This window comes from Rhodococcus sp. MurmanLake-1 (assembly GCF_056945715.1).
The window spans coordinates 67993-88571 of sequence record NZ_JBWZNF010000018.1; the positions used below are offsets into that span (position 1 = coordinate 67993).

General features: G+C 62.7%; 19 protein-coding genes. 12 read left to right on the top strand and 7 right to left on the bottom strand.

What is annotated here, in order from left to right; all coding sequences use genetic code 11:
- The first annotated feature begins 5 nt into the window (after positions 1 to 5).
- A complete protein-coding gene (locus tag AC2ETI_RS29895; protein WP_003941187.1) occupies positions 6 to 710 on the top strand; it encodes an MgtC/SapB family protein in 705 nt (234 codons plus the stop codon).
- Positions 711 to 729: 19 nt separating this feature from the next.
- On the opposite strand, the gene AC2ETI_RS29900 is transcribed toward AC2ETI_RS29895, so the two are convergent.
- The 6 genes from AC2ETI_RS29900 to AC2ETI_RS29925 all read right to left on the bottom strand — a co-directional run bounded on the left by AC2ETI_RS29900 (position 730) and on the right by AC2ETI_RS29925 (position 7160).
- The gene (locus AC2ETI_RS29900; RefSeq protein WP_378665698.1) at positions 730 to 2091 is read right to left on the bottom strand and encodes a lipase family protein; all 1362 of its coding nucleotides are present in this window, start codon (positions 2089 to 2091) and stop codon (positions 730 to 732) included.
- 64 nt (positions 2092 to 2155) lie between these two features.
- A complete protein-coding gene (locus AC2ETI_RS29905; RefSeq protein WP_019746731.1) occupies positions 2156 to 2605 on the bottom strand; it encodes a GNAT family N-acetyltransferase in 450 nt (149 codons plus the stop codon).
- Between the two features lie 18 nt (positions 2606 to 2623).
- Positions 2624 to 3100: a GNAT family N-acetyltransferase gene (locus AC2ETI_RS29910; RefSeq protein WP_205907346.1), complete on the bottom strand. Its 477-nt coding sequence runs from the start codon at positions 3098 to 3100 to the stop codon at positions 2624 to 2626.
- A gap of 2 nt (positions 3101 to 3102) precedes the next feature.
- Positions 3103 to 5097 carry a TerD family protein gene (locus AC2ETI_RS29915; protein WP_483634809.1) on the bottom strand — a complete coding sequence of 665 codons (1995 nt, stop codon included), beginning with the start codon at positions 5095 to 5097 and terminating at the stop codon, positions 3103 to 3105.
- Positions 5098 to 5325: 228 nt separating this feature from the next.
- On the bottom strand, positions 5326 to 6447 hold the full coding sequence (locus tag AC2ETI_RS29920) for a DUF475 domain-containing protein (protein ID WP_020906048.1): 1122 nt from the start codon (positions 6445 to 6447) through the stop codon (positions 5326 to 5328).
- A 137-nt stretch (positions 6448 to 6584) separates the two neighbouring features.
- On the bottom strand, positions 6585 to 7160 hold the full coding sequence (locus AC2ETI_RS29925) for a TerD family protein (protein ID WP_020906049.1): 576 nt from the start codon (positions 7158 to 7160) through the stop codon (positions 6585 to 6587).
- A gap of 243 nt (positions 7161 to 7403) precedes the next feature.
- Between AC2ETI_RS29925 and AC2ETI_RS29930 the strand changes: the two genes are divergently transcribed.
- The 9 genes from AC2ETI_RS29930 to AC2ETI_RS29970 all read left to right on the top strand — a co-directional run bounded on the left by AC2ETI_RS29930 (position 7404) and on the right by AC2ETI_RS29970 (position 17668).
- Positions 7404 to 8549, top strand: a complete 1146-nt coding sequence (locus AC2ETI_RS29930) for a hypothetical protein (protein ID WP_030534832.1) — start codon at positions 7404 to 7406, stop codon at positions 8547 to 8549.
- Between the two features lie 92 nt (positions 8550 to 8641).
- The gene (locus AC2ETI_RS29935) at positions 8642 to 9799 is read left to right on the top strand and encodes an HpcH/HpaI aldolase/citrate lyase family protein (RefSeq protein WP_042950575.1); all 1158 of its coding nucleotides are present in this window, start codon (positions 8642 to 8644) and stop codon (positions 9797 to 9799) included.
- Positions 9796 to 11085 (top strand): phosphoribosyltransferase family protein, encoded by a 1290-nt coding sequence (locus tag AC2ETI_RS29940; protein WP_030534831.1) that lies wholly within the window; start codon positions 9796 to 9798, stop codon positions 11083 to 11085. The genes AC2ETI_RS29935 and AC2ETI_RS29940 overlap by 4 nt, the downstream gene beginning before the upstream one ends.
- Positions 11082 to 12191: a cysteine protease StiP family protein gene (locus tag AC2ETI_RS29945; protein WP_020906052.1), complete on the top strand. Its 1110-nt coding sequence runs from the start codon at positions 11082 to 11084 to the stop codon at positions 12189 to 12191. Before AC2ETI_RS29940 ends, AC2ETI_RS29945 begins: the two co-directional genes overlap by 4 nt.
- Entirely contained in the window at positions 12188 to 13045 is an 858-nt protein-coding gene (locus AC2ETI_RS29950) for an HAD family hydrolase (protein WP_259117750.1), read from the top strand. Before AC2ETI_RS29945 ends, AC2ETI_RS29950 begins: the two co-directional genes overlap by 4 nt.
- A gap of 27 nt (positions 13046 to 13072) precedes the next feature.
- Positions 13073 to 14479: a TerD family protein gene (locus AC2ETI_RS29955; RefSeq protein ID WP_483634810.1), complete on the top strand. Its 1407-nt coding sequence runs from the start codon at positions 13073 to 13075 to the stop codon at positions 14477 to 14479.
- 158 nt (positions 14480 to 14637) lie between these two features.
- Positions 14638 to 15531, top strand: coding sequence for an SGNH/GDSL hydrolase family protein (locus tag AC2ETI_RS29960; RefSeq protein ID WP_029254393.1), 894 nt, complete (start codon positions 14638 to 14640; stop codon positions 15529 to 15531).
- Between the two features lie 40 nt (positions 15532 to 15571).
- The gene (locus AC2ETI_RS29965; protein WP_483634811.1) at positions 15572 to 17128 is read left to right on the top strand and encodes a TerD family protein; all 1557 of its coding nucleotides are present in this window, start codon (positions 15572 to 15574) and stop codon (positions 17126 to 17128) included.
- Positions 17129 to 17212: 84 nt separating this feature from the next.
- Positions 17213 to 17668 carry a tellurite resistance TerB family protein gene (locus AC2ETI_RS29970; RefSeq protein WP_483634812.1) on the top strand — a complete coding sequence of 152 codons (456 nt, stop codon included), beginning with the start codon at positions 17213 to 17215 and terminating at the stop codon, positions 17666 to 17668.
- A 56-nt stretch (positions 17669 to 17724) separates the two neighbouring features.
- Here AC2ETI_RS29970 and AC2ETI_RS29975 read toward each other — a convergent pair whose 3' ends face one another.
- Positions 17725 to 18246: a 2-oxo-4-hydroxy-4-carboxy-5-ureidoimidazoline decarboxylase gene (locus AC2ETI_RS29975; RefSeq protein WP_007727034.1), complete on the bottom strand. Its 522-nt coding sequence runs from the start codon at positions 18244 to 18246 to the stop codon at positions 17725 to 17727.
- Positions 18247 to 18752: 506 nt separating this feature from the next.
- Between AC2ETI_RS29975 and AC2ETI_RS29980 the strand changes: the two genes are divergently transcribed.
- Entirely contained in the window at positions 18753 to 19085 is a 333-nt protein-coding gene (locus tag AC2ETI_RS29980; RefSeq protein ID WP_020968326.1) for a hypothetical protein, read from the top strand.
- A gap of 271 nt (positions 19086 to 19356) precedes the next feature.
- The gene (locus AC2ETI_RS29985) at positions 19357 to 20007 is read left to right on the top strand and encodes a hypothetical protein (protein ID WP_257207922.1); all 651 of its coding nucleotides are present in this window, start codon (positions 19357 to 19359) and stop codon (positions 20005 to 20007) included.
- Positions 20008 to 20579: the final 572 nt, after the last annotated feature.

A 20579-nucleotide genomic window follows, 5' to 3' on the forward strand; every position in this document is an offset into this window, starting at 1 on the left:
TCACCGTGGAAATCCACGTCATCCTTGTGCGGATAGCGCTCGGACTCGTCCTCGGCGCTGCCGTTGGGATCGAAAGGCAATGGCGCGCAAGGATGGCGGGTCTGCGAACCAACGCGTTGGTGAGCTTGGGTGCGACGCTCTTCGTCATCATGGGCGCGTACGGGTTTCAGGGGCCGGACGCTGATCCGACGCGCGTCGCAGCGCAGATCGTCTCGGGGATCGGCTTCCTCGGTGCTGGGGTGATCATGAAGCAGGGAGCCTCGGTCACCGGCCTGAACACCGCCGCAACCTTGTGGGCCACGGCCGCCGTCGGTGCGCTGGCAGGCGGCGGAATGTACTGGGTTGCGGTGTTCGGTGCCGGTGCAATCATGTTGGCGAATACGTTGTTGAGGCCGTTGGGCCGGATGATGGATCACCAGCCTGCCCGCACCGGGCGCGAGGAACCGCCGGCTGACTACACCTTCGAGGTGACCTGCCACGGTGACGCCGAAGCTCACATCAGAGGGCTTACCGTGCAGTCCATTTCGAGGCCGGAGTTCCAGCTCCGGTCAGTGCAGTCCTTCGACATCCCGGACAGCGACCGCGTACGAGTGGTCGCGGAATTGGCCGCAGCGGAGCGTGACGACGGACTCCTGGAATCCGCCGTCAGCCGGCTGAGCTTGGAACCGTTGGTGACTCACGTTCGCTGGGAGGTGGAGCCGTCGAAGTAGAATCGGACGTCTCTGTCAGCTAGCGGGCATGTTCCTGTGGTGCAAGGGAGTTCCCGGGTGCGATGCTTGCGCAGTTGGACGGAGCAGGCTTGCCGGTGAATCGGTCGTCGATCCAGGTGAGCGCACCGGGGAGCCAGAGCATGGCGCCGAGGAAGTGGCTGATGGTGTCGTACTGGTCGTACTGAATCGGCAGGCCGGCGTCGCAATACTTGCGTGCGAGGGTACGGACGTCGCCCGTGATCATGACGCCGTCGCCCGCTCCGACGCCGGGGCCACCGGGTTGGGTGCCCTCGATGGTGCCGTTGGCCGCCTGAGCGATGAACATCGGAATCGTCGGTGTCGCAGCGGTGCCCATGTTGATCTTGTTCACGACATCGACGTACTCGGGAACCGTATTGGGATCGGCGTACTCGGGCTTGACCAGTTCCTGCCAGGTCAGACCGGGGTACTGTGCCAGCACGTTGCCGATGGACGCGTCTTCGAGTCGAGCCATGACGTCGCGTCCACGGTCACTGAGATACTTTCCGAAATCGATGTCGTACGAACGCGCAACGCCGACGATTGCCATGCCGACGACGCCGCCCCACCCGATGCTTCCGCTCGCGTAGCGAAGGTTGTTGGCCGGATTGACCAGCACGCCGCCTTGCGCGGCACCGATCAAGTTGTCGTTGATCTCCGGTGCGTACGCGGGAGCGAGGATCGAAGCCCAGTTGGTGGCGATCGCTCCGCCGGAGTACCCCATCAGCGCGATCTCTGCGTCGTCGGTGATTCCGGTTTCCGGGACATCTTTGGCCGCACGCAGAGCGTCGAGCGTCATCATCCCGTATTCGGGTCCGGCAGCGAAGTTTGCATCCGGGCCTTCGGTGTCCGGGACGACGATCGTGTAGCCGAGGGCGAAGAGCGGCCCGAACAAGGCTGCCTCGATGGACGTGAAGGTTCCGCCGACGTTGAAATTACGCCCACTCGGCGTCCAATCTCCGATCGGGGTGTTGCCCGCGATAGCCCGCGACGGACTGTCGTCGGGGTTCAGTGAATCGTAAAAGGATTGGTACGAAACAACTTTGTCCGGTTGAGCGTTGGCCGGGCGCAGGATCGAGGTGACGTTGGCCGACGGCTGACCGAGGGCGTCGGTTGATCGGTAGAGAACCTGCACTGCCTGTATCGGGGTCGGGATGTTGAGAATGGTGTACGGCACGGTGCGAGTCTCGAGGACCGCGCCTGGAGCGTACGACGAGAGAGGCGCCGCGCCCTCGTAGCTGTAGAAACTGTCATCAGGGGACTGGGCAAGAGCCGGCTGCGCGAGTGCTGCCGGTGCACCGACGCCTGTCAGTGCAACCGCGAGTACTCCGACAACTGTGCGAGATAAGACCCTTGACGACATACTCGTCCTCCACATTGGTGTGCCACGCCCCACCCTGAGATCGCGGTGTGACGACCACCATATATTACTCGCGGGTAATGTGGGGATCGGTCAGATCGGGCGCAGGCTCGAGGTCTCGGCGTAGGAAGATTTCGGAGGGCTCGCCTGGGAGTAACAGAACTCCCGCGTCGGTGTATCCCATTGCGCGATAGAAGTTCTGGGCTGATTCGTCGGCGAGTGTGGAGGTGAGGACCTGCGAGTGTCCCGCGCGGCTCATGCGTTTTTCCCAATCTGTGACCAAAGCGCGCCCGATGCCTTGGCCGCGGTTCGAAGACAGGACGGTCAGCATGTTCATGAACGGAATCTCGTCCCAGAACAAGCCCCAGCGCAGCCATCCGATTGGTTTCCCGCTGTCCTCGGCGACGAGTATCCGGCCGCGTTGGATCACTGACGCGAGTTCCTCGGCTGCGATGTGTGAGTCGTGCTCACGTAAGAACGGCAAGTCTGTCTGCGCTGCGACGCGAATGTTCACCACAGAAGTCAGTATCGCCGTTCAGTCGGAGTTGATGGCGTTCGGCTTGGACAGGTAGACGACTCCGGGGATGTGGCTGGGGTCCGGCGGCAATTGGGAGTAGCCCGCTCGGGTGTACACGCGAATGTTCCGCACGCTCTTGCTTCCGGTGAACAGCTCGAAACTTGTGGTGTGCTCCGGAGCGTTCTGTTCCACGTGCTGCAAGAGGCGTCGGCCGAGGCCGTTGCCCGCCAAGTCCGGTGCCACCATGAGGCGCCCTATCTGCCATGCGGTTCCGTCGGCTGTGCCGCGGACGGCCCCGACGAGTCGGCCGCCGCGTCGTGCGGTCCAGACAGTCGACTCCTGAACCCAGGCTCGGACCGTAGGTAGGTCCTCGTGGAGCGGGGGTATGTCCATGCTGTTGTTCGAGATTGCTTCCGAGACCCAGCAACAGCGTTGTAGAACAAGGATTTCCGCGGCGTCCTCGTCCGTTGCGCGCTCTATGACTATCTCGTTCAATTTCAGTCTTCGTTGTCGACTTGTTCTTCACGAGGGAGATCGGACGCTTTAGGTGCGGCGGGGACCCATTCCCGGAGTGGTTGAACGACTTCGGAATAGAACACCTCGGCTGAACTTGTGACGCTGCTGATGAAACTTGCAGCAGTGCCCGCACGCTTGCTGCCGAGGGGGAAGGACTGTGTCAGCACGAATGAAGTGAGTTGACCGCCTTGTCCGTCCGTCAGTAGACGCGGTGTTGCTCGGGCCGATGTAAGAATCTCGCATGTCGACGCGGCAGGGCCGGTGAACAACGCTTCGACCAACAAGTCCTCGGGTGCATTTTTCAATTGACGCAAAGCCCAAGTAACCCGTTTTCCCGCGGTACCTTCGTCAGGAGCGGAAACCGTTGTACTGCAGCTCACTTTGTTGGTTCTCAAATCAGCGGTAACCCGTAACTCTCCGGCTGCGTCGGGGATCCGGAGGGTGGCGCTGAAGGTGCCGTCGTTCGCCAATTCATTGACCGTCAGCGCGGTACGCGCTTCCGCGTCGTTGACTACCCGGCGGGGCAACACATGTTTGACGATGACACCGAGATCAGCTGTGAACCGCAGCGCAAGATTTCGTGCGAGCGCGATCCACGACTGAGCGACCGCCGCTGCCTTCGGATCTCCAGGACGTAGAGTCCCGGCGCTGACGGAATCGCGTATCGATACCCAGTGACGACCCATGTCGACGAACTCCTCGGCCCCTGACTTGGGATGTTCGATGTACCGGAGAAATTCGCTGAGAATCCAACCTTGCAGAGGATTGTCGATTCCGCCGTGCGAGAGCACCATCCGGGCCTCGTGGATGACTTCTGCCCAAGACAGATGCCGCAGCGCAACTTTGGTGAGCTTGCGCTTGTCTACCTCGACGGGTAATTCGCCGGCGCCGGCAGGCAAGTCGTTGGACAGGCTGATCACGACGTCGTACTTGTTCTTCTTGGCGACGTCGAGATAGTTTTCGAGCTGCTCTCGGGTATGGGTGCCTGCTCCAGTCTTTGCCTCGAGCAAACCGGTCCAGAGCCGGCTTCCGCGGGCGATGCGCCACACCGCATCCGGGATCACCCGAGATTCACCTTTGACGTAGGGAACTTCGACATAGCCCTCGAACGAGCCGGCCGGTGCGCCCACACGGGACGAAACCGCCCGCGCAAACAATGGAACCGCTTGCATCGTGGAAACCAATGCCGACGTCGTGCGTCGTTCTTGTTCCTCGCCGGTTCCGACGCCGATCACCGAGAAGAGTCGTGCAGGTTGCCAGGTCTCGGACTCGGCGTGCTTGAATTCGGGTAGTGGAGCCTTCTTGGGCACGGGCTTCGCTGTACGAACCCCGCGCTGCCGTGCGGGCTTTGGTGGCGTCGTGGGTTCGGTGACTGGTGGATCGGATTCCGATATCGGTTGGGGTGTCTCCAGCTCAGGTGACGACGGCTCCTCGACGGGGGCATCCTCGCTCACGTCGACTCCGAAGTCTTCGGCGAGCCCGGCGAGTCCTGAAGCCCAACCTTGGCCGATGGCGCGAAGTTTCCACTTCCCGTTGCGCCGATAGGCCTGACCGAAGACGAAGGCGGTTTCGGTGGATGCGTCGGCGGTGACGTATTCGGCGATAGGAGAGCCGCCGGAATCGACCAGTTGGAGCGCAAGTTTGCCGAGGTCTCCGAAAGAGCCGGAGTCGACGCTGCCTACCAACGCGATCGCATCGACCTGTTCGGGTACAGCAGCGAGGTGGACGAGGAGGCGCTCGTGCGGGCCGGATTCGGCTTCGCGGCGGCCGAGATAGCGAACCGAGCCGTCAGCAGATTCCTGTTGGTTGTAGAAGACGAAGTCCGCGTCGGACCTGACTTTTCCGTCGGCACCCAGAAGCAATGCCGAGGCATCGACACCGAATTCCGTATTGTCCCAGGTGATCACGATGTCGATCTGATCGAGTTCGTCGGGGAGCTCGATGTTCTGGCCTTTGGACAGAAACTGGTCTTCCACGACTTTCCCCCTCATCACTGTGCACAATCGGATTTCGCCTCTTGATTGTGCCGGGGTGGGTCGAGATTTGTGCGGTTTCGCACCCGCAGGGCAATTCTTCACCCGCAGGCTGAATTTGACGCGCGGCTGAACAATTGGCGCGCGGCTGTGAATGCAGAGAGTTTCAATTCAGGCATAACAAACAAAACGCCCGCAACCAATTGGTCGCGGGCGTTTCGAGAAAGAACGTCAGACAGTTGCCGGAGTGTTCTCGTCTAACTTCGGATCTGCGTTCGCGATTCGCTTGTTGCGAATGAGGCTGCTGATGAAAGCAGCGCCGATCAAGAAGACACCGACCAGGCCGGTGATGATCTCGTTGATGTGAACGCCGATGGACACCATCAAGATGACGGCCAGAGCGCCGATGGCCCAGTGCGCACCGTGTTCGAGGTAGACGTAATCGGAGAGCGTGCCCTTGCGGACCAGGAAGACCGTGATGGAACGGACGAACATCGCGCCGACGAAGCCGAGGCCGAGGGCGATGATGATCGGGTCTGCAGTGATGGCGAATGCGCCGATGACGCCGTCGAAGGAGAAGGACGCGTCGAGGACTTCGAGGTAGAGGAACAGGAAGAAGCCGGCCTTGCCGGTTGCCTTCGCGAATTCGGTGGGACCACCGGACTTGGTGGTCTCCTCTTCTTCGCCTTCTTCCGGCAAGTTGAACAGTTCACCCAATCCGTTGACCGCGATGTAGGTGATCATGCCCAGAACGCCCGAGATCATGACGGTGGAGACCTTGTCGTCAGCAGCGAGGAAAGAACCACTGAGAACCAGGACGATGCCGGCTACGACGACGGAGAGCTGATCGAGCTTGCCGATGCGAGCGAGGGGCTTCTCCAGCCAGGACAGCCAGGTAATCTCACGCTCTTCGAAGATGAAGCCGAGGAAGAGCATCAGCAAGAACATGCCACCGAAGGCAGCGATCTGCGGGTGAGCGTCGGTGAGGATGGTTTCGTAGCTCGGCTCGCCGTTGGCGAAGTAAGCGGCGTCGTCTGCAGGCGGGTTGAGCGCGAGGTCGAGCGCAGCTACAGGTCCGAGCCCGGAAGCAGCCCAGACGATCACGAGCGGGAACACCAGACGCATACCGAAGACGGCGATGACAATGCCGATGGTGAGGAAGATCTTCTGCCAGAAGTCACTCATTCTTCGCAGAACGGTGGCATTGATGACGGCGTTGTCGAAGGAAAGCGAGATTTCCAGAATCGACAGGATGATGACGAGGAACAGTGCCTCGGGTCCGCCGTAGATGAACGCGACGATCATCGCGATGATGGAGATCGCGATGGATAAACCGAATATTCGCAGTACCACGGAGCGTGGCCCTTTCTAGTTGGTCAATGCAGAGTGGTTACTGCAAGCGGTCTCTCACCGCATCCGAACGTGAAAACGGGGAGGGTTCCACAGACTACTGCGGAACCTTCCCCGAGTCAGCTCGTCGAGAGCGAAGATCAGACGTTGACGCCGTAATCGCGCGCGATGCCGGACAGGCCGGATGCGTAACCCTGGCCGATTGCGCGGAACTTCCACTCTGCACCGTTGCGGTACAGCTCACCGAAGACCATGGCGGTTTCGGTGGAAGCGTCCTCGGAGAGGTCGTAGCGAGCGAGCTCGTTGCCGTTGGCCTTGTCGACGACGCGGATGTACGCGTTGCGGACCTGGCCGAAGGACTGCGAGCGAGCCTCTGCGTCGTAGATCGAGACGGGGAAGACAACGCTTTCGATCTCGGCGGGAACCGCAGCGAGGTTCACGTCGATCTGCTCGTCGTCGCCTTCGCCTTCGCCGTCCGTGTTGTCACCCTTGTGCTCGATCGAGCCGTCGGGCGAGCGGAGGTTGTTGAAGAAGATGAAGTGCTGGTCGGAGAGGACCTTCTTGTTCGAGCCTGCGCCGATTGCGCTGGCGTCGAGGTCGAAAGCAGCGCCGGTGGTGGAACGCGCGTCCCAGCCCAGGCCGACGACCACTGCAGTCAGGTTCGGGGCCTCCTTCGTGAGAGAGACATTGCCGCCTTTGGTCAAGCTGACGCCCATTCAGGGGTCCTTTCAAGAGGAGAGACAAGGCCCACTACGACGCGAAGTCGTCTTGGGAGTGTGTTTACCTCCACCACCCTAACCGCAGTTCCGGTGTGTTCGCCGTAACAGCAGAATTACGAACCGAGAAGCGAAGTGCTGGACCCGTAGGATTCAATCGTGGTGGGAAGATGGTCGGAGCGCTTCAATCGGGGGGCAAGAGTGGGGGAGTCGGTCAGTCGTGCGCGGGAGGCGCAGACGGCCATGGTTTCGGCGTTCCTCGACATGGACAAGCGGCAGACCATCGCGTCGGCAGCAGTCGACGCTTCCGCCGAGCTGTATCCCGAGCGAGGGTTGCGCGCTGCGTGGGAACCCGTTCGGGATCGGTGCTTCCAGGCTGCGTCGGACTACCTCGACACCTCCGAGCGCTATGGCAACGATCAGGTACTCCACCAGAACCCGAACGGTGCTCGGGCGGCGTTCGAAAAGTCGGTAGCCGAACTCGTCGAGGCGGCGAAGGGCGTCGACGCCTTCTACAACGGGCATCGTGCGCACCTCGAGCAGGCGACGGTCACGATGTCCGCCATTCCCGTCCTCGGCCAACAGGCCCGAACCCTGGCAAACGCCGTCCGGGAAAAACTTGCTGCCACCGATCAGCGCTATCGCGAGTACCCGTCGGTGGTGACGGCCTCCGAACACCTCGACGACGCAGTTGCAGCGCTCGACAACGCGCGCTCATCCGGTCGCGCCGACGCAGTCCGCACGCGGGCCGAGAGTGTCCGCGAAGCGGTATCGACGCTCGAGGAAGCATTGGCAGAAGCCCCGTCGACCCAGCACCGTGCCGAGATGACGATCTCCTCGGTCTCGACCAGGTTGTCGGCAGTGCGCACTCGAGTGGACCGCCTCGACCCGGCGTACTCCGCACTGCTGCGCGAGTTCAACGCCGCGAGTTCCGCTGACCTCGTCGACAACAGCAGTCGCAGTCGAGCGCATATCGATCAGGCCGACATCGATCTCAAGGAAGCGAAGCAGTCGCTGGCTGCGGGAAACCCCGAACATGCACTGGCTTTGATGGCCGAAGCACGTGTTCACCTCGCCGACGCCGAAGCGTGCGCCGATGCCGTGACGGACCGTCTCGCTACTCTGCGTGCAGTTCGGGCAGATCCGAGCCAAAAGGAACGTGAGGTTCGTTTCCGGCTGAAAGACGCCCAGATGTTCGCTGTTAACCAAGGGTTGGTGGCGGAGTGGGGCTCCGTACTCGATGCTCAACTAGCAAGGATCGAGCGAGCGAGTGCGTCACTGTCGGGAACTCATCCGGACTACTGGTCGTATGTATTACAGCTGGACTCGGTATCGACGTTCATCACCGAAGTTGTCGAGAAGATGCGGGCGCGAGCCGGCAAAAACTGAATGGTCGGGCCGATCGGGGGATCGGAGTTGCTCGACGCGTTGTCACAGGGGGTCGTTTCATGGACTTGATTGCGGTTACAGAGAGAAGAGAAATGCAGCACTTTCAACATCTCGAGGATGACGTGCGGGAGCAACTGTTCCTGCATGCGCCTCGATCGTTCGCGGATTCCGACGAGAGGGATCTGCTCGCGATTGCTCTGGGTGCAACTCTCTACGTTCCTGCCACCCGAGCCGGGTTGGCCGACATCGTGGTCAAGCGTGCGTCCGAGGGCGTCAGCTCGATGGTGCTCGATCTCGAGGACGCCGTCGCGGATCACGAGGTGGAGTCAGCGCGAGCGAACGCGGTTGACGCTCTCGACAAGATCGCGTCCACCGACGCCGTCGGCATGTTGCTGTTCGTGCGGGTTCGTGAAGTCGCGGACATCCACAAGGTCGCCGCGTCGTTGACCGAGGGGCGCGCCGCGCTCACCGGGTTCGTCATCCCCAAGTTCGGCAGCGAGTCCGGCCCTGTGTTCCTCGACGCCGTCGCGGACGCATCCGAGTTGCTGGGCAAGCATCTCTACGCGATGCCGGTACTCGAATCACCCGCGCTTGTGCACCGCGATACTCGCGATCTCGAATTGCGCACCATCAGTGGGATTCTCGCGCAACACCGCGATCGAATCCTTGCCGTCCGCATCGGCGCCACCGACATGTGCAGCACCTTCGGCATCCGCCGCGACCGCGATCTGACCATCTACGACGTGCGCGTGGTTGTCGACGTCATCGCCGACATCGTCAACTACCTCGGGCGCGCCGACGGTTCGGGGTTTGTCATCACCGGGCCGGTGTGGGAGTACTTCGCCGATCACGAACGCATGTTCCGGCCGATGCTGCGCGCCACCCCGTTCGAGGAACATGACGCCGTCCGGTTCCGTCAGCATCTCGTCAGCCGCGACCTCGACGGCCTGCTCCGTGAGATCGCGCTGGACCGAGCCAACGGAATCCAGGGCAAGACGGTCATCCACCCGTCGCACGTCGCAGCGGTCAATGCTCTCTCCGCGGTCACGCACGAGGAATATCACGATGCCCTCGACATTCTCGGTGCCGACGCCGGGGGAGTTCAGGCCTCCGGCTACCGGAACAAGATGAACGAGATGAAGCCGCACCGCAATTGGGCCCATCAGACTGCGCTCCGCGCTCACGTGTTCGGTGTGACCAACAAGGGGATCACGTTTGTCGAGTTGCTGACGGCGTTGGTCGATCGATGACAGAGGTTGTCCAGTCCCGGGACGTTCCCTGGGCTACAGCAGAATTCGGCTTGGACCTCGTTCACGGTGATTCGTCGCTCGGGCATTCGGTGCCCGATCTGGTGATCCCGGGTCTTCGGCGGAATCCGCGTCGCGCTCACCTGCTGGTGTCCACTGTGCTGGGAAAGCACGTGCCCACCGAGCCGTCCGTGGTCATCGGTGCTGCCGACGACCTCGGCGATCTGGTGCGGACAACCCTCGGTGAGGGTGTCGACGTCGTCGTGCTCGGGTTTGCCGAAACCGCAACAGGTTTGGGTCATTGCGTTGCGGCCCGTCTGCGCGCTCACTGCTACCTGCACTCGACTCGTCGCGACGTGCCAGGTGCTACGACGCTCGCCGGGTTCGAGGAGGGGCACTCGCACGCCACGAGCCATCTGATGCAGCCGACGTCCGCCGAACTGTTCGAGAACGACCTGCCACTGGTCCTCGTCGACGACGAGATCTCCACCGGCGCCACCGCGATCGATGCCATCCGGGCACTGCACGGGCAATGCCCGCGCAGCCGCTATGTCGTGGCCTCGCTGGTGGACATGAGAACCGAGGAACACCGAGCCGCCAGCGAAGCCGCGGCCACGGAACTGGGTGTGCGGATCGATTACGTCTCTCTTGCTTCGGGTTCGACGGTTCTGCCCGACGGCCTGACCGAGCGCGTCACGGCTCTGGATGCTCCGGACCTCAATCCGATCGGTGACCGACGCGGCACGCTGTCCCGGATGGATCTGCCGTGGCCGGCACATGTCCCCGACGGAGGCCGGCACGGCTTTCTCGATGGCGACACCGAGGCATTCGAGTCAGCCGTCGAGGCAGCGGTGTCCATTCTCGGATCGTCGATCGACGCGTCGCGTGCTGTGATCGTGATCGGTCACGAGGAGTTGATGTACCTGCCACTGCGCATCGCCGCGGGCTTGGAAAGCTCTGGGCGAGCGGTTCGGTACCAGACCACGACGCGTTCACCCGCCTACGTCGTCGACGTGCCGGGATACCCGCTGCGTCGCGGGTTCACCTTTCCGGCACCGGAACTGGGCGAGAACGAACCCCGATACGTCTACAACGCGCAGTGGCCTGACGCGGCGGTCGACGCCCTTGCCTTGCTCGTCGTGGACGAGCCCGCCGATACCGATCGGTTGACGGCGATGGACGGGGTGATCGAGGTGTTACGGAACTCCGGCACCGACGTCCTGGTCGCCACCGTTCGCGGGGCCGATCCGTCGGCGCTGCGCGAATCCAGAGCAGGAGGCTCGTCATGAACGAACCATTGGTCGGGCCCGAATTCGGTTCGTACGCGCCGGGCGAAGTGAAGTGGCTGCTCAAGGATCTTTCGCACGTGGATCTCGAAGCGGATGTATCCGTGCGCGAGAAGCGTATTCAGTCGGGTGAGGCGCACTATGCCGAGTCTCTTCCCATCGAGTACCAACCCGATCAGGCATACCGGGATCTGTTCGAGACGGTGCTCGCCGAGAGCGCTCCACGGTTGGCGCGCGCTGTCGGGACCGTGATGGACTTGGTCTTGGCCGAGCGGGGGAGTGACATCACGCTGGTCTCACTCGCCCGGGCCGGAACACCGATCGGGATTCTGATGCGGCGCTGGGCCCAGCAGACCCGCGGGCTCACGTTGCCGCACTATGCAGTGTCTATCGTCCGCGGCAAGGGTATCGATTCCGTCGCACTCGATTATCTTGCGCACCATCACGACTCGGAGAACGTCGTCTTCGTCGACGGCTGGACAGGTAAGGGCGCCATCGCCCGCGAACTCGACACAGCGTTGACGGAGTACCACGAGGCAGGCGGAGCGAAGTTCGACTCCGATCTGGCTGTTCTCGCCGACCCCGGACACTGCGTGCGAACGTACGGAACCCGCGACGACTTCCTGATCGCGTCGGCGTGCCTCAATTCGACGGTGTCCGGCTTGGTCTCACGAACAGTCCTCAACGACACCCTCATCGGGCCCGGCGATTTCCACGGCGCCAAGTTCTACGCCGACCTTGCCGACGTCGACGTCTCCAACAGGTTGCTCGACGTGGTCTCGGCCGAGTTCGATTCGGTTCGCGGCGACGCAGCGGATTCTCTTGCCGCAGTGCTCGATTCCGACCGGACGCCAACCTGGGCCGGCTGGGAGTCGGTGGAGAAGGTGCAAGCCGAGTACGGGATCTCGACGGTCAACTTCGTCAAACCCGGTGTCGGAGAAACAACCAGGGTGTTGCTGCGCCGGCTCCCCTGGAAGGTTCTGGTGCGTGAACTCGACGCCCCGGAGCATGCACACATTCGGTTGTTGGCGCAGGCCCGCGGGGTTCCGGTCGAGGTGGTACCCGACCTCGCCTACTCGTGTGTCGGGCTGATCAAGGACATCACGTGAGCCGTGCGGACACCGCTGCGTCCCAGGTCCTGATCGCTACGGATCTGGACCGCACGATGATCTATTCGCAGGCCGCGATCGGCGGCGATCCCAGTGGCTCCGACCTGGATTCGGCGCCGAGCCCGTTGTGCGTCGAGTACTACAACGGCGGTCCGCTCTCACACATGAGCGTCGAATCGATCGAACTGCTGACCGCGCTGAGCTCGCGGGCTCCGGTGATTCCGACAACCACCAGGACCATCGCACAGTTCCAGCGGATCGATCTTCCCGGCGGACCGTGGAAGTACGCCATTACGAGCAACGGCGGAAACATCCTGGTGGACGGCGAAGCCGATCGCGAGTGGCGAAACGAGATCGACCGTTCGACCAGCAAGTCCGGCGCCGAGTTGCCGCAGGTTCAGGCGGAACTGGAATCGCGGATCGACTCGAGCTGGGTCAGTTCCATTCGTGTTGCCGACGACCTGTTTCCGTACCTGGTCGTCGATCTGGCCGTGATGCCGAGTGAATTCGAAACCGAATGGAATCACTGGTGCGTGACGCGGGGCTGGAACGTTTCGCGTCAAGGCCGGAAGATCTACACGATGCCCGACGCCGTGTCGAAGTCACGCGCACTGGCAGAGGTGCGCCGCAGACTGGTCGAGTCGGGTGATCTGGATCAATCCGCAGTCGTGATCTCGGCAGGTGACGGCGCATTGGATGCGGACATGCTCGAATACTCCGATTTCGCGATCCGGCCGAGGCACGGTGAGCTGGAAGAACTGAATTGGCAACGGCCGACCGTTACTGTGACAGAAAGGTCCGGTATCGCAGCGAGCGCGGAGATATTGCGGTGGTTCTCTTCCGCGCTCGGGTAATACACGCTCTCTATGAAGGGGATTTAGTTGTCTGTATCGCTTGCCAAAGGGCAGAACGGCCCGCTGGACGTCTCGGATGTAGTTGTGTCGGTTCAGCTGGCTGCAGCCGCTGACCTGTCTGCGCTCCTCGTGACGAGCAACGGAAAAGTTCGTTCCGACGCCGACTTCGTCTTCTTCAACCAGCCGACCGGACCCGGCGTGCAATTGGTGCCCAACCCGGGTGGCATTGCCTCACTCCGAGTCTCGCTCGCCGGCGTCCCTGCCGATATCGAGCAGGTTCGCGCCGTCATCACGCTCGACGACGCTTCGTCGAACTTCGGGCGCAGCGCTGCACCCACCGCTCGGGTCTCCGACGCGGCCGGGAACGTGTTGTACGAGTACGTGATCGACGGTCTCACCACCGAGTCCATCGTCATCGCGCTCGAGGTCTACCGACGCCAGGGTGCGTGGAAGGTGCGCGCCGTCGGCCAGGGGTACGCGGGTGGATTTGCCGCGCTGGTCACCGATCACGGTGTGTCCGTCGACGATGCGCCCGCGCCGCCGCCGCCCACTCCGGTCGCGGCTCCGGCTCCGATCACCCCGCCCTCGTCCGTCGCTCCTACTCCGCCGGCGTACAACCAGCCGCCGCAGCAGCAGCCTTCGTACAACGCGCCGCCGGTTCCGCCGGCCCCGCCCGCGTACAACCAGCCGCCTGCCTACAACCAGGGACCGACGCCGCCGGCCTACCCGCCGGCCTACCCGCCGGCGCAGCAGCCTGCGTACAACCAGCAGCCGACGTACAACCAGGCACCCCCGGCGCCTCCCATGCAGAACCAGCCGCCGGCGCAGCAGCCCGAGGTGAGCCTGGTCAAGGGACGCCCCGTCAGCCTGACCAAGGGCCAGAAGGTCACGCTCCGCAAGGAGGGCGGCGTCGCGCTCACCATGATCCAGATGGGTCTGGGTTGGGATCCGATCAAGAAGAGCGGCCTGTTCGGAAGCCGTACCGCCGACGTCGACCTCGACGCTTCGGCGCTCCTGTACGCCGACGGCAACCTCGTCGACGTCTGCTACTACGGTCAGCTGACGTCCAAGGACGGCTCGGTCCGTCACATGGGTGACAACCTCACCGGCGACGGAGACGGCGACGACGAGGTCATGCTCGTCGATCTGCAGCGGGTCCCGGCTCACGTGACCACCGTGATCTTCACCGTGACCTCGTACCGCGGACACACGTTCGAGCAGGTCTCCAACGCTTTCTGCCGTCTCGTGGACAGCACCACCAACTCCGAGCTCGCTCGATACACGCTCCAGGGCGGCATGGCTTTCACCGGAATGGTGATGGCAAAGGTGTACCGCGCGAACGGCGAATGGAAGCTGCAGGCCATCGGTGAAGGTATCCAGGCCAAGCACGCAGGAGAAGCTGCGCCGCAGCTGGGCCGTTTCCTCACTGCTTGAGTCGAGACTGCATAGTCGAGATGAATCCGGTTCGGCGGTAGGTGGTTTCGATCGCCGTCCGCCGAACCGGACATCGTTGTCCCCTCCGTGCGTTAACCTCATGCGGCATGTCGAGCCGTCAGTCGAGCGGCCGTGCGCGAGAGGACTTGGCACAGTAGATGATCACTCGAGGGAAACTTCTCGGTCGGGCGGCGGCCGTCGCAGGCGTTGTGCTGGCGCTCGTGAGCACCGGAATCGCGCAGGCTTCGGTGCCCCAGTCGGCACCGCCGGCAGGTTTTTCCGAGACCGGGATCAAGTACGTCGCCCTCGGTGACTCCCGCGCCTCCGGTCCAAGGCTGGAACCGATGTACCCCGACGCCTGCTCGCGTTCGTACGAGAACTTCGCGGGCAAGATCTCGCGGGCGCTCGACGTGACCGAGTTCGCTGATGTCTCTTGCAGCGCGGCACGCGCCGAGAACATCATCGACACCCCACAGCTGATTCCGAACTACTGGCCCGTCCAGCTCGATGCTGTTCACCCGGACACCGACCTGATTACCATTTCGATCGGCGGCAACGACTCCAACAGCATCTTCCTCGGCCCCCTGTGCGTCGCTCCGGGACCGGGAACCGATCGTGGATGTCGGTACGACCCGCTCGCGAATTCCGTCGCCCAGTCCGGAATCGACCGGGCTGCCGGAGAATTGGATCGCATCCTGACCGCGGTCACGCAGCGCGCGCCTAACGCTCGCATCTACCTGATCGGAGAGGGCGGCATGATCTCCTCTCGCGGATGCTGGCCGAACATCCCGTTCTCAGACGCCGACGCATCCTGGTTCATGGACTACTTCGCTCGCTACAACACGAAGTTCGACGAGGTCGCCCACGCCCACGGTGTGCGCACTGTCGACATTGCGGCGGCGAGCATCGCCGGCGGGCACGACGCGTGCGCGAGTGCAGATCAGCGTTGGTTCGAAGGCCTGTTCTCGGAGTCGACGGCGCAGCGCTTGCACTTCACGGACGCCGGGATGACCGCAGTGGCCGATCTAGTGGTGGCGGACCTGCAAGGCTGACCGAGAGAGCCCGGTCATGGCATAGTTCGCTGCTGTGGGTATGACTTTTGTTCCCGGACAGAACGCGCCGCTGCAGGCGCCCGTGGTGACGTTTCGAGCCGAGAGCCAGACGCCGTTCGACGTGTCGGCGCTGGTAGCGGACGCGAACCTGCGGGCATTGACGTCCGCGGACTTCGTGTTCTACAACCAACCATCCACCGCTGGAGTGCAACTCGACCAGAGCGGCATCCGGGTGGAACTCGATCGACTTCACCCCGATGCCGCAGCAGTGTTGTGCATCGTCAGCGTGGATCCGGCAGCGACGGTTGCGGGAGCCTTTCGCACGGCCGGGCTCTCCGCCACCCTGAGCGATCAATCCGGTTCGGTCCTGGCCGAATTCGCGATCCCCACCGCAGGTACCGAGACAGCGGTCATCTGCTGGGAGCTGTACCGAAAGTCCGGTGCCTGGAAGATTCGGGCCGTAGGGCAGGGCTATGCGGGTGGTCTGGCGGAACTGATCTCGGTGCACGGCGTCGAGGTCGACGACAAGCCGGCACAACCAGCTCCGACAGCCGCGCCCGCGTGGGACTCCGCCGTGGAGCCGTTGGAGGTGGGCCGAGGCCTCGAGCGCGCGTGGATGATCTTCGAGGACGCCTCGCGATCTGCCGCTTCCTTCGTCTCCAGCAGCGAGTACGCGCTGGCTCGGTTGGACGAAGATCTGACCGCTGCCGTCGCAGATCCGTCGTTGCGGAACTCGGCAGCGGGAGTGGCGGCGCGCGATGCCGCACAGAAGCGTCACGACGACCTCGTATCACTCGCGCGGGACAATCACGCCCGCGACAGCGCTCAGCTTGCGCACGAACTCGGCGTGATCGACGGCGTGCTCCCACGGTCGATGGCGTCGTGGAAGTCGGTGTCGTGGGCGGGTACAACCGATCCGGCCCAGATCACGGCCGTCAGCGACGGTATGCGTCTTGGCGAGCTTTCGGCTCCGGACCGCGGCACGCTCACCGTTCCCTACTGCGTCCCGCTCCCACTGCGTCGGCCCATCTGGGTGGACAGTACGTCGAGCAAAGCAGCGCTCGGTCTGATCAGTGCCGTCACCGTGCGCGTCATGGCCGCCGGCCCGATGCCGCTACTCGACGTCGTCGATCTGACCGGCTCGCTGACGCCACTGACCGACCGACTGGCACCGATGCTCGCGGGGCCGGTCATCACCGCTCACACCGAGATCTCGGCGCGCTTGCGGGCACTGGCCGAGGCCGTCGACATGGGCGAACTCGCGCGAATGAGTGGTGTCGCAGATGGCCCCAGTTCCCTGCGCCTGTTGATCCTCAGCGATTTCCCGCACGGATACTCCGCCGAAGACGCACAGACCATCATGTTCCTCGCCGAACGCGGACCGGCAATCGGTTTGTCGATACTGATTGTCGGAGAGGACGAGTCGAACTTCGCGGAAGAATCCGTCGCCGCACTGTCCGAGGGGTGCCAACATCTTTCGGCAGCAGGGCAGACGGAGGTTCACGATCCGTGGACCCGCACGCAATGGCACTTCACCCCGGACGTGCTCGACCCGATCTCCGAGTCGCGAATTCTGGCAGTGTTCGACCGCACCTAGTGGCCGATGGCGGATTGCCGAGCGCACAGGCAGAGTGGTGGTACGACCACGCGCGGTGTGTGGCGGCAATACTCGAGGAGACTCATGGCATTCTGGGATCAGTTGAAGGCTAAGGCTCAGGAGATGAACGGCCAGCTCAAGACAAAGACCAGCCAGTTCCAGAACAAGGAATTCAAGAACGCGAGCATGGCAATGTGCGCGTTGATCGCCGCCGCAGACGGTTCGATCGATCCGTCGGAGCGTCAGAAGACCGCCGCGCTGATCATGAGCAACGAGTCGCTCGCGGTCTTCCCGCCGGACGAGCTTCGTGAGCAGTTCGACTGGTACTGCAGCAAGCTGTCCTCGGACTACGAGTTCGGCAAGGTCGAGGCAACCGCGACCATCGCCAAGCTCAAGTCGAAGCAGGATCAGGCCCGCGCGGTCATCCAGATCGGCATCATCATCGGCGGCGCGGACGGCAACTTCGACGAGCACGAGCGCGGCGTCGTACGCGACATGTGTTTTGCAGTCGGAATCTCTCCGACCGAGTTCGATCTCTGATCGATTCAGAGCATGAAAGCGGGTGCGGCGCGAAAGCGCTGCACCCGCTTTTCTTTTCAGTACTCGGGATAGCCGTCCTCGGGTCCCAGCATCCGCTCGATCCTCGTCCGTGTGATCTTGGCGAGCTCGTCGACGCAGACCTTGCGCTCGACGGACCGTTCGTTGGACATGCGCTGGCCGATGTTCTCGAGCAGGTCGTCGGCGTCGTGGCCGTGCGAACACCACAGATACCGGAAGCCGAAGTTCCGCTCGTACTCCTCGCCGGCGCGATAGATGGTTGCCATGACGGCGTCGTCCGGAACCCAGATCGAGCATTGCTCGAGGTGGGACGGCACGCTGTTCTTGCGCACGCCTACGGGTGGATGGCATTGCAGGGCGCGTTCGACGTCCTCGTCCGAGAGGTTGAGAATCGCGTCCTCGGCGCGCGAGAGGATCTCCGCGTGATCGGCGAACGGACGTCCGTCGCTGACCCACCCGGCCCACGTCAGAGAGCAGCAGCACTCGAACAATGCGTGAACTGCCTTCTGCCGCGGTAGTTCGTTGAAGCGCTCCAACCCGATCGATTGATGTAGCAGCATGTGACCTCCCGGCCCGTTGTGCCTTCAGGCGCGCTCGACATGCCGCGCGGTAACCAGATGCGCGACCATTTCGATAGTCCGCCGCTTCACCTGGGAAAGGAAGGTTTGCTCACCGAGTTTTCAGGTTCTTAACGCGGCGTAACGAGCTGACCCACACAACGCAGGAGCCCACCGGCGAGGCTCCAGACCGGGACCCTTTGGAGGGAAAAGACCCGATCGTGACTGACTTTCTTCTCCGGCCGGCCCGTATCCAGCTAGGCGCCTTGCTCGCTCGGGCTCGCGATCGCCACCGGCGCCTTCTTTCGCCGTGCAACGAGACCTCACACTGCAAGCACGGATCATCGAAAACCTCGTCGGGATCTTCCCTGCGAACGTCGACAGCGCAACCATCGCCATTACCAGCAAGCTCAAAACGAACACCAAGGTCGTTAATAGGGCGCTCGCTGCGAAAAAGTGCGCAGAGACCAGTTCCGCGGTCGACGTTGAGTAGTTGTACGGATTCGCGGGTGTCGCTTCGCGTGCAGGCTCAGGACGTGACCATCTGGCGGAAGATCGGCGTGTTGTTCCTTGCATTGGTCTGGACGCTCGTGGCGGCGGCCTTGGTGTTGTTCGGTCTGTGGGATTCAATCGACACGAGCTGTGACGGACCTGCGGAACGCGACATGGCCGGTGGCGGATGGCTGGTGATCGCGACGTTGTCCGTATGGTCTGGGGCATTCGTCGTGTGCGCGCTTCGTCTCCGCACCGTGACTGCGGCCGTGCTCGCGACACTGTCGGTCGTATCGTCGACACTGGTCGTGGTCAACATGCTCGCCACTGCCTCGGGCCTTTGTTGGTGAATGTCTATTCGCCTTCCTGGTCGTTCACGCGTTCGGATTTTTCGATGATCGCGTGCATCGAAAAAATGCTTATACCCAACGTGATCACCCCCTCGAACTTCCCGAAAAGAACCGCGTAAAGAAGTTCAGAAGTGTTGCAGGAAAACAATTTTGGGCCCGGGTTGTATAGGTGATCGAGTTCCCCACAGATTCGTTACCCCAGTTCCGCCCGTTCTGGACAGGCTTTCGGGTTCCGCTCATTAGCCACCGTGGTCTTGGACATACTGAGGTCATGACGAGCCGAGGAGTGGTACGTAGTTGGGACGTGGGGGGTATGCAGGGCGTGATCGACTCCGCAGACACTCCGGGCGGTAGCTGGACCTCATGGACATCTGTAGTGGTCCACGGGTTCCCGGGTTTGGTCGAAGGTCAGGAAGTCGAGTTCGAGTGGAATCAACTCGACGAGCCGGCAGACGGTTACGACTTTCACACCGTGCAGGCGTGGCCAGTCGGCGAGGACCACACGCCGCCGGGACCGCCCGGTTTCAGGGCTTGGGATATCGATCCCGACGGCACCGTTCACGAGGTCACCGATCTAGACATCACCGACCTCGACGATACGATCGCGCCCCCGATCGGCACCCCAGCGATCGGTGTCGTCACCACGTGGAATGGTGAGGAAGGCTGGGGAGTCATCGACTCCGCGGACACTCCGGGCGGTTGTTGGACCTTCTACAGCGCCCTACACCCCGACGAAGTCATCAACGCTCGGCCGGGCGACAGTTTCAGCATCGGCGGAGGGATCAGCGCTCTCGTCGTCGGAGAGCAGGTCGACTTCGAATGGGAGCCGGTCATCGACCAGGACGGATACAAATTTCGTGCGATCAAGGTCAGGCCGCGGCGGGATATCCCCCCGTGGCGCGTCGAACGAATCGGTAGGTAGCTCGACATCGACGGCACGTCGACGACCACCTGCCCTGCCTCGAACGCCGCGAAGCGCTCGCCAACCGCAGCCTCGAGCACCCTCGCATCAAAGTCCCACCTCACTGGCTCAACGTCGACGGACCGATCATGCTCGAGGTAGCCCTTGGGCATGCCTCTTCGTGCGCATTCGAGCCCGAAGACAACCATCAATCGTGCACCGTGCCACATCATTGCCCTCACCACGCATTTCCAGCCACACCTTGTGCGCGCCGTAGACCGAATAGTTCTCGGTATGCACGGCTGGCCTCGGCTGTAAGTTCTTCGTCGCGCACGGTCCGCTGGCCCCTCGACTGCAGGAGCGGCACCCGAAGATGGTCGAACCGGTATACCGGCACCTCCGGTTCGCGCAGAATGGAAGTCGGCGCAGACACCGACGAACCACGGGAGCGATGCGATGATCCGACGACGGCTCGGCCAAGCATTGATGGTGATCGCACTCGCCTCCGCGGCCGTTTCGACCGCGCCCGTCCACGCGCAGGAACCGTCGTCAATCACGACGCCGGGCACAGTGACCGCGGCAACTTCCCTGCC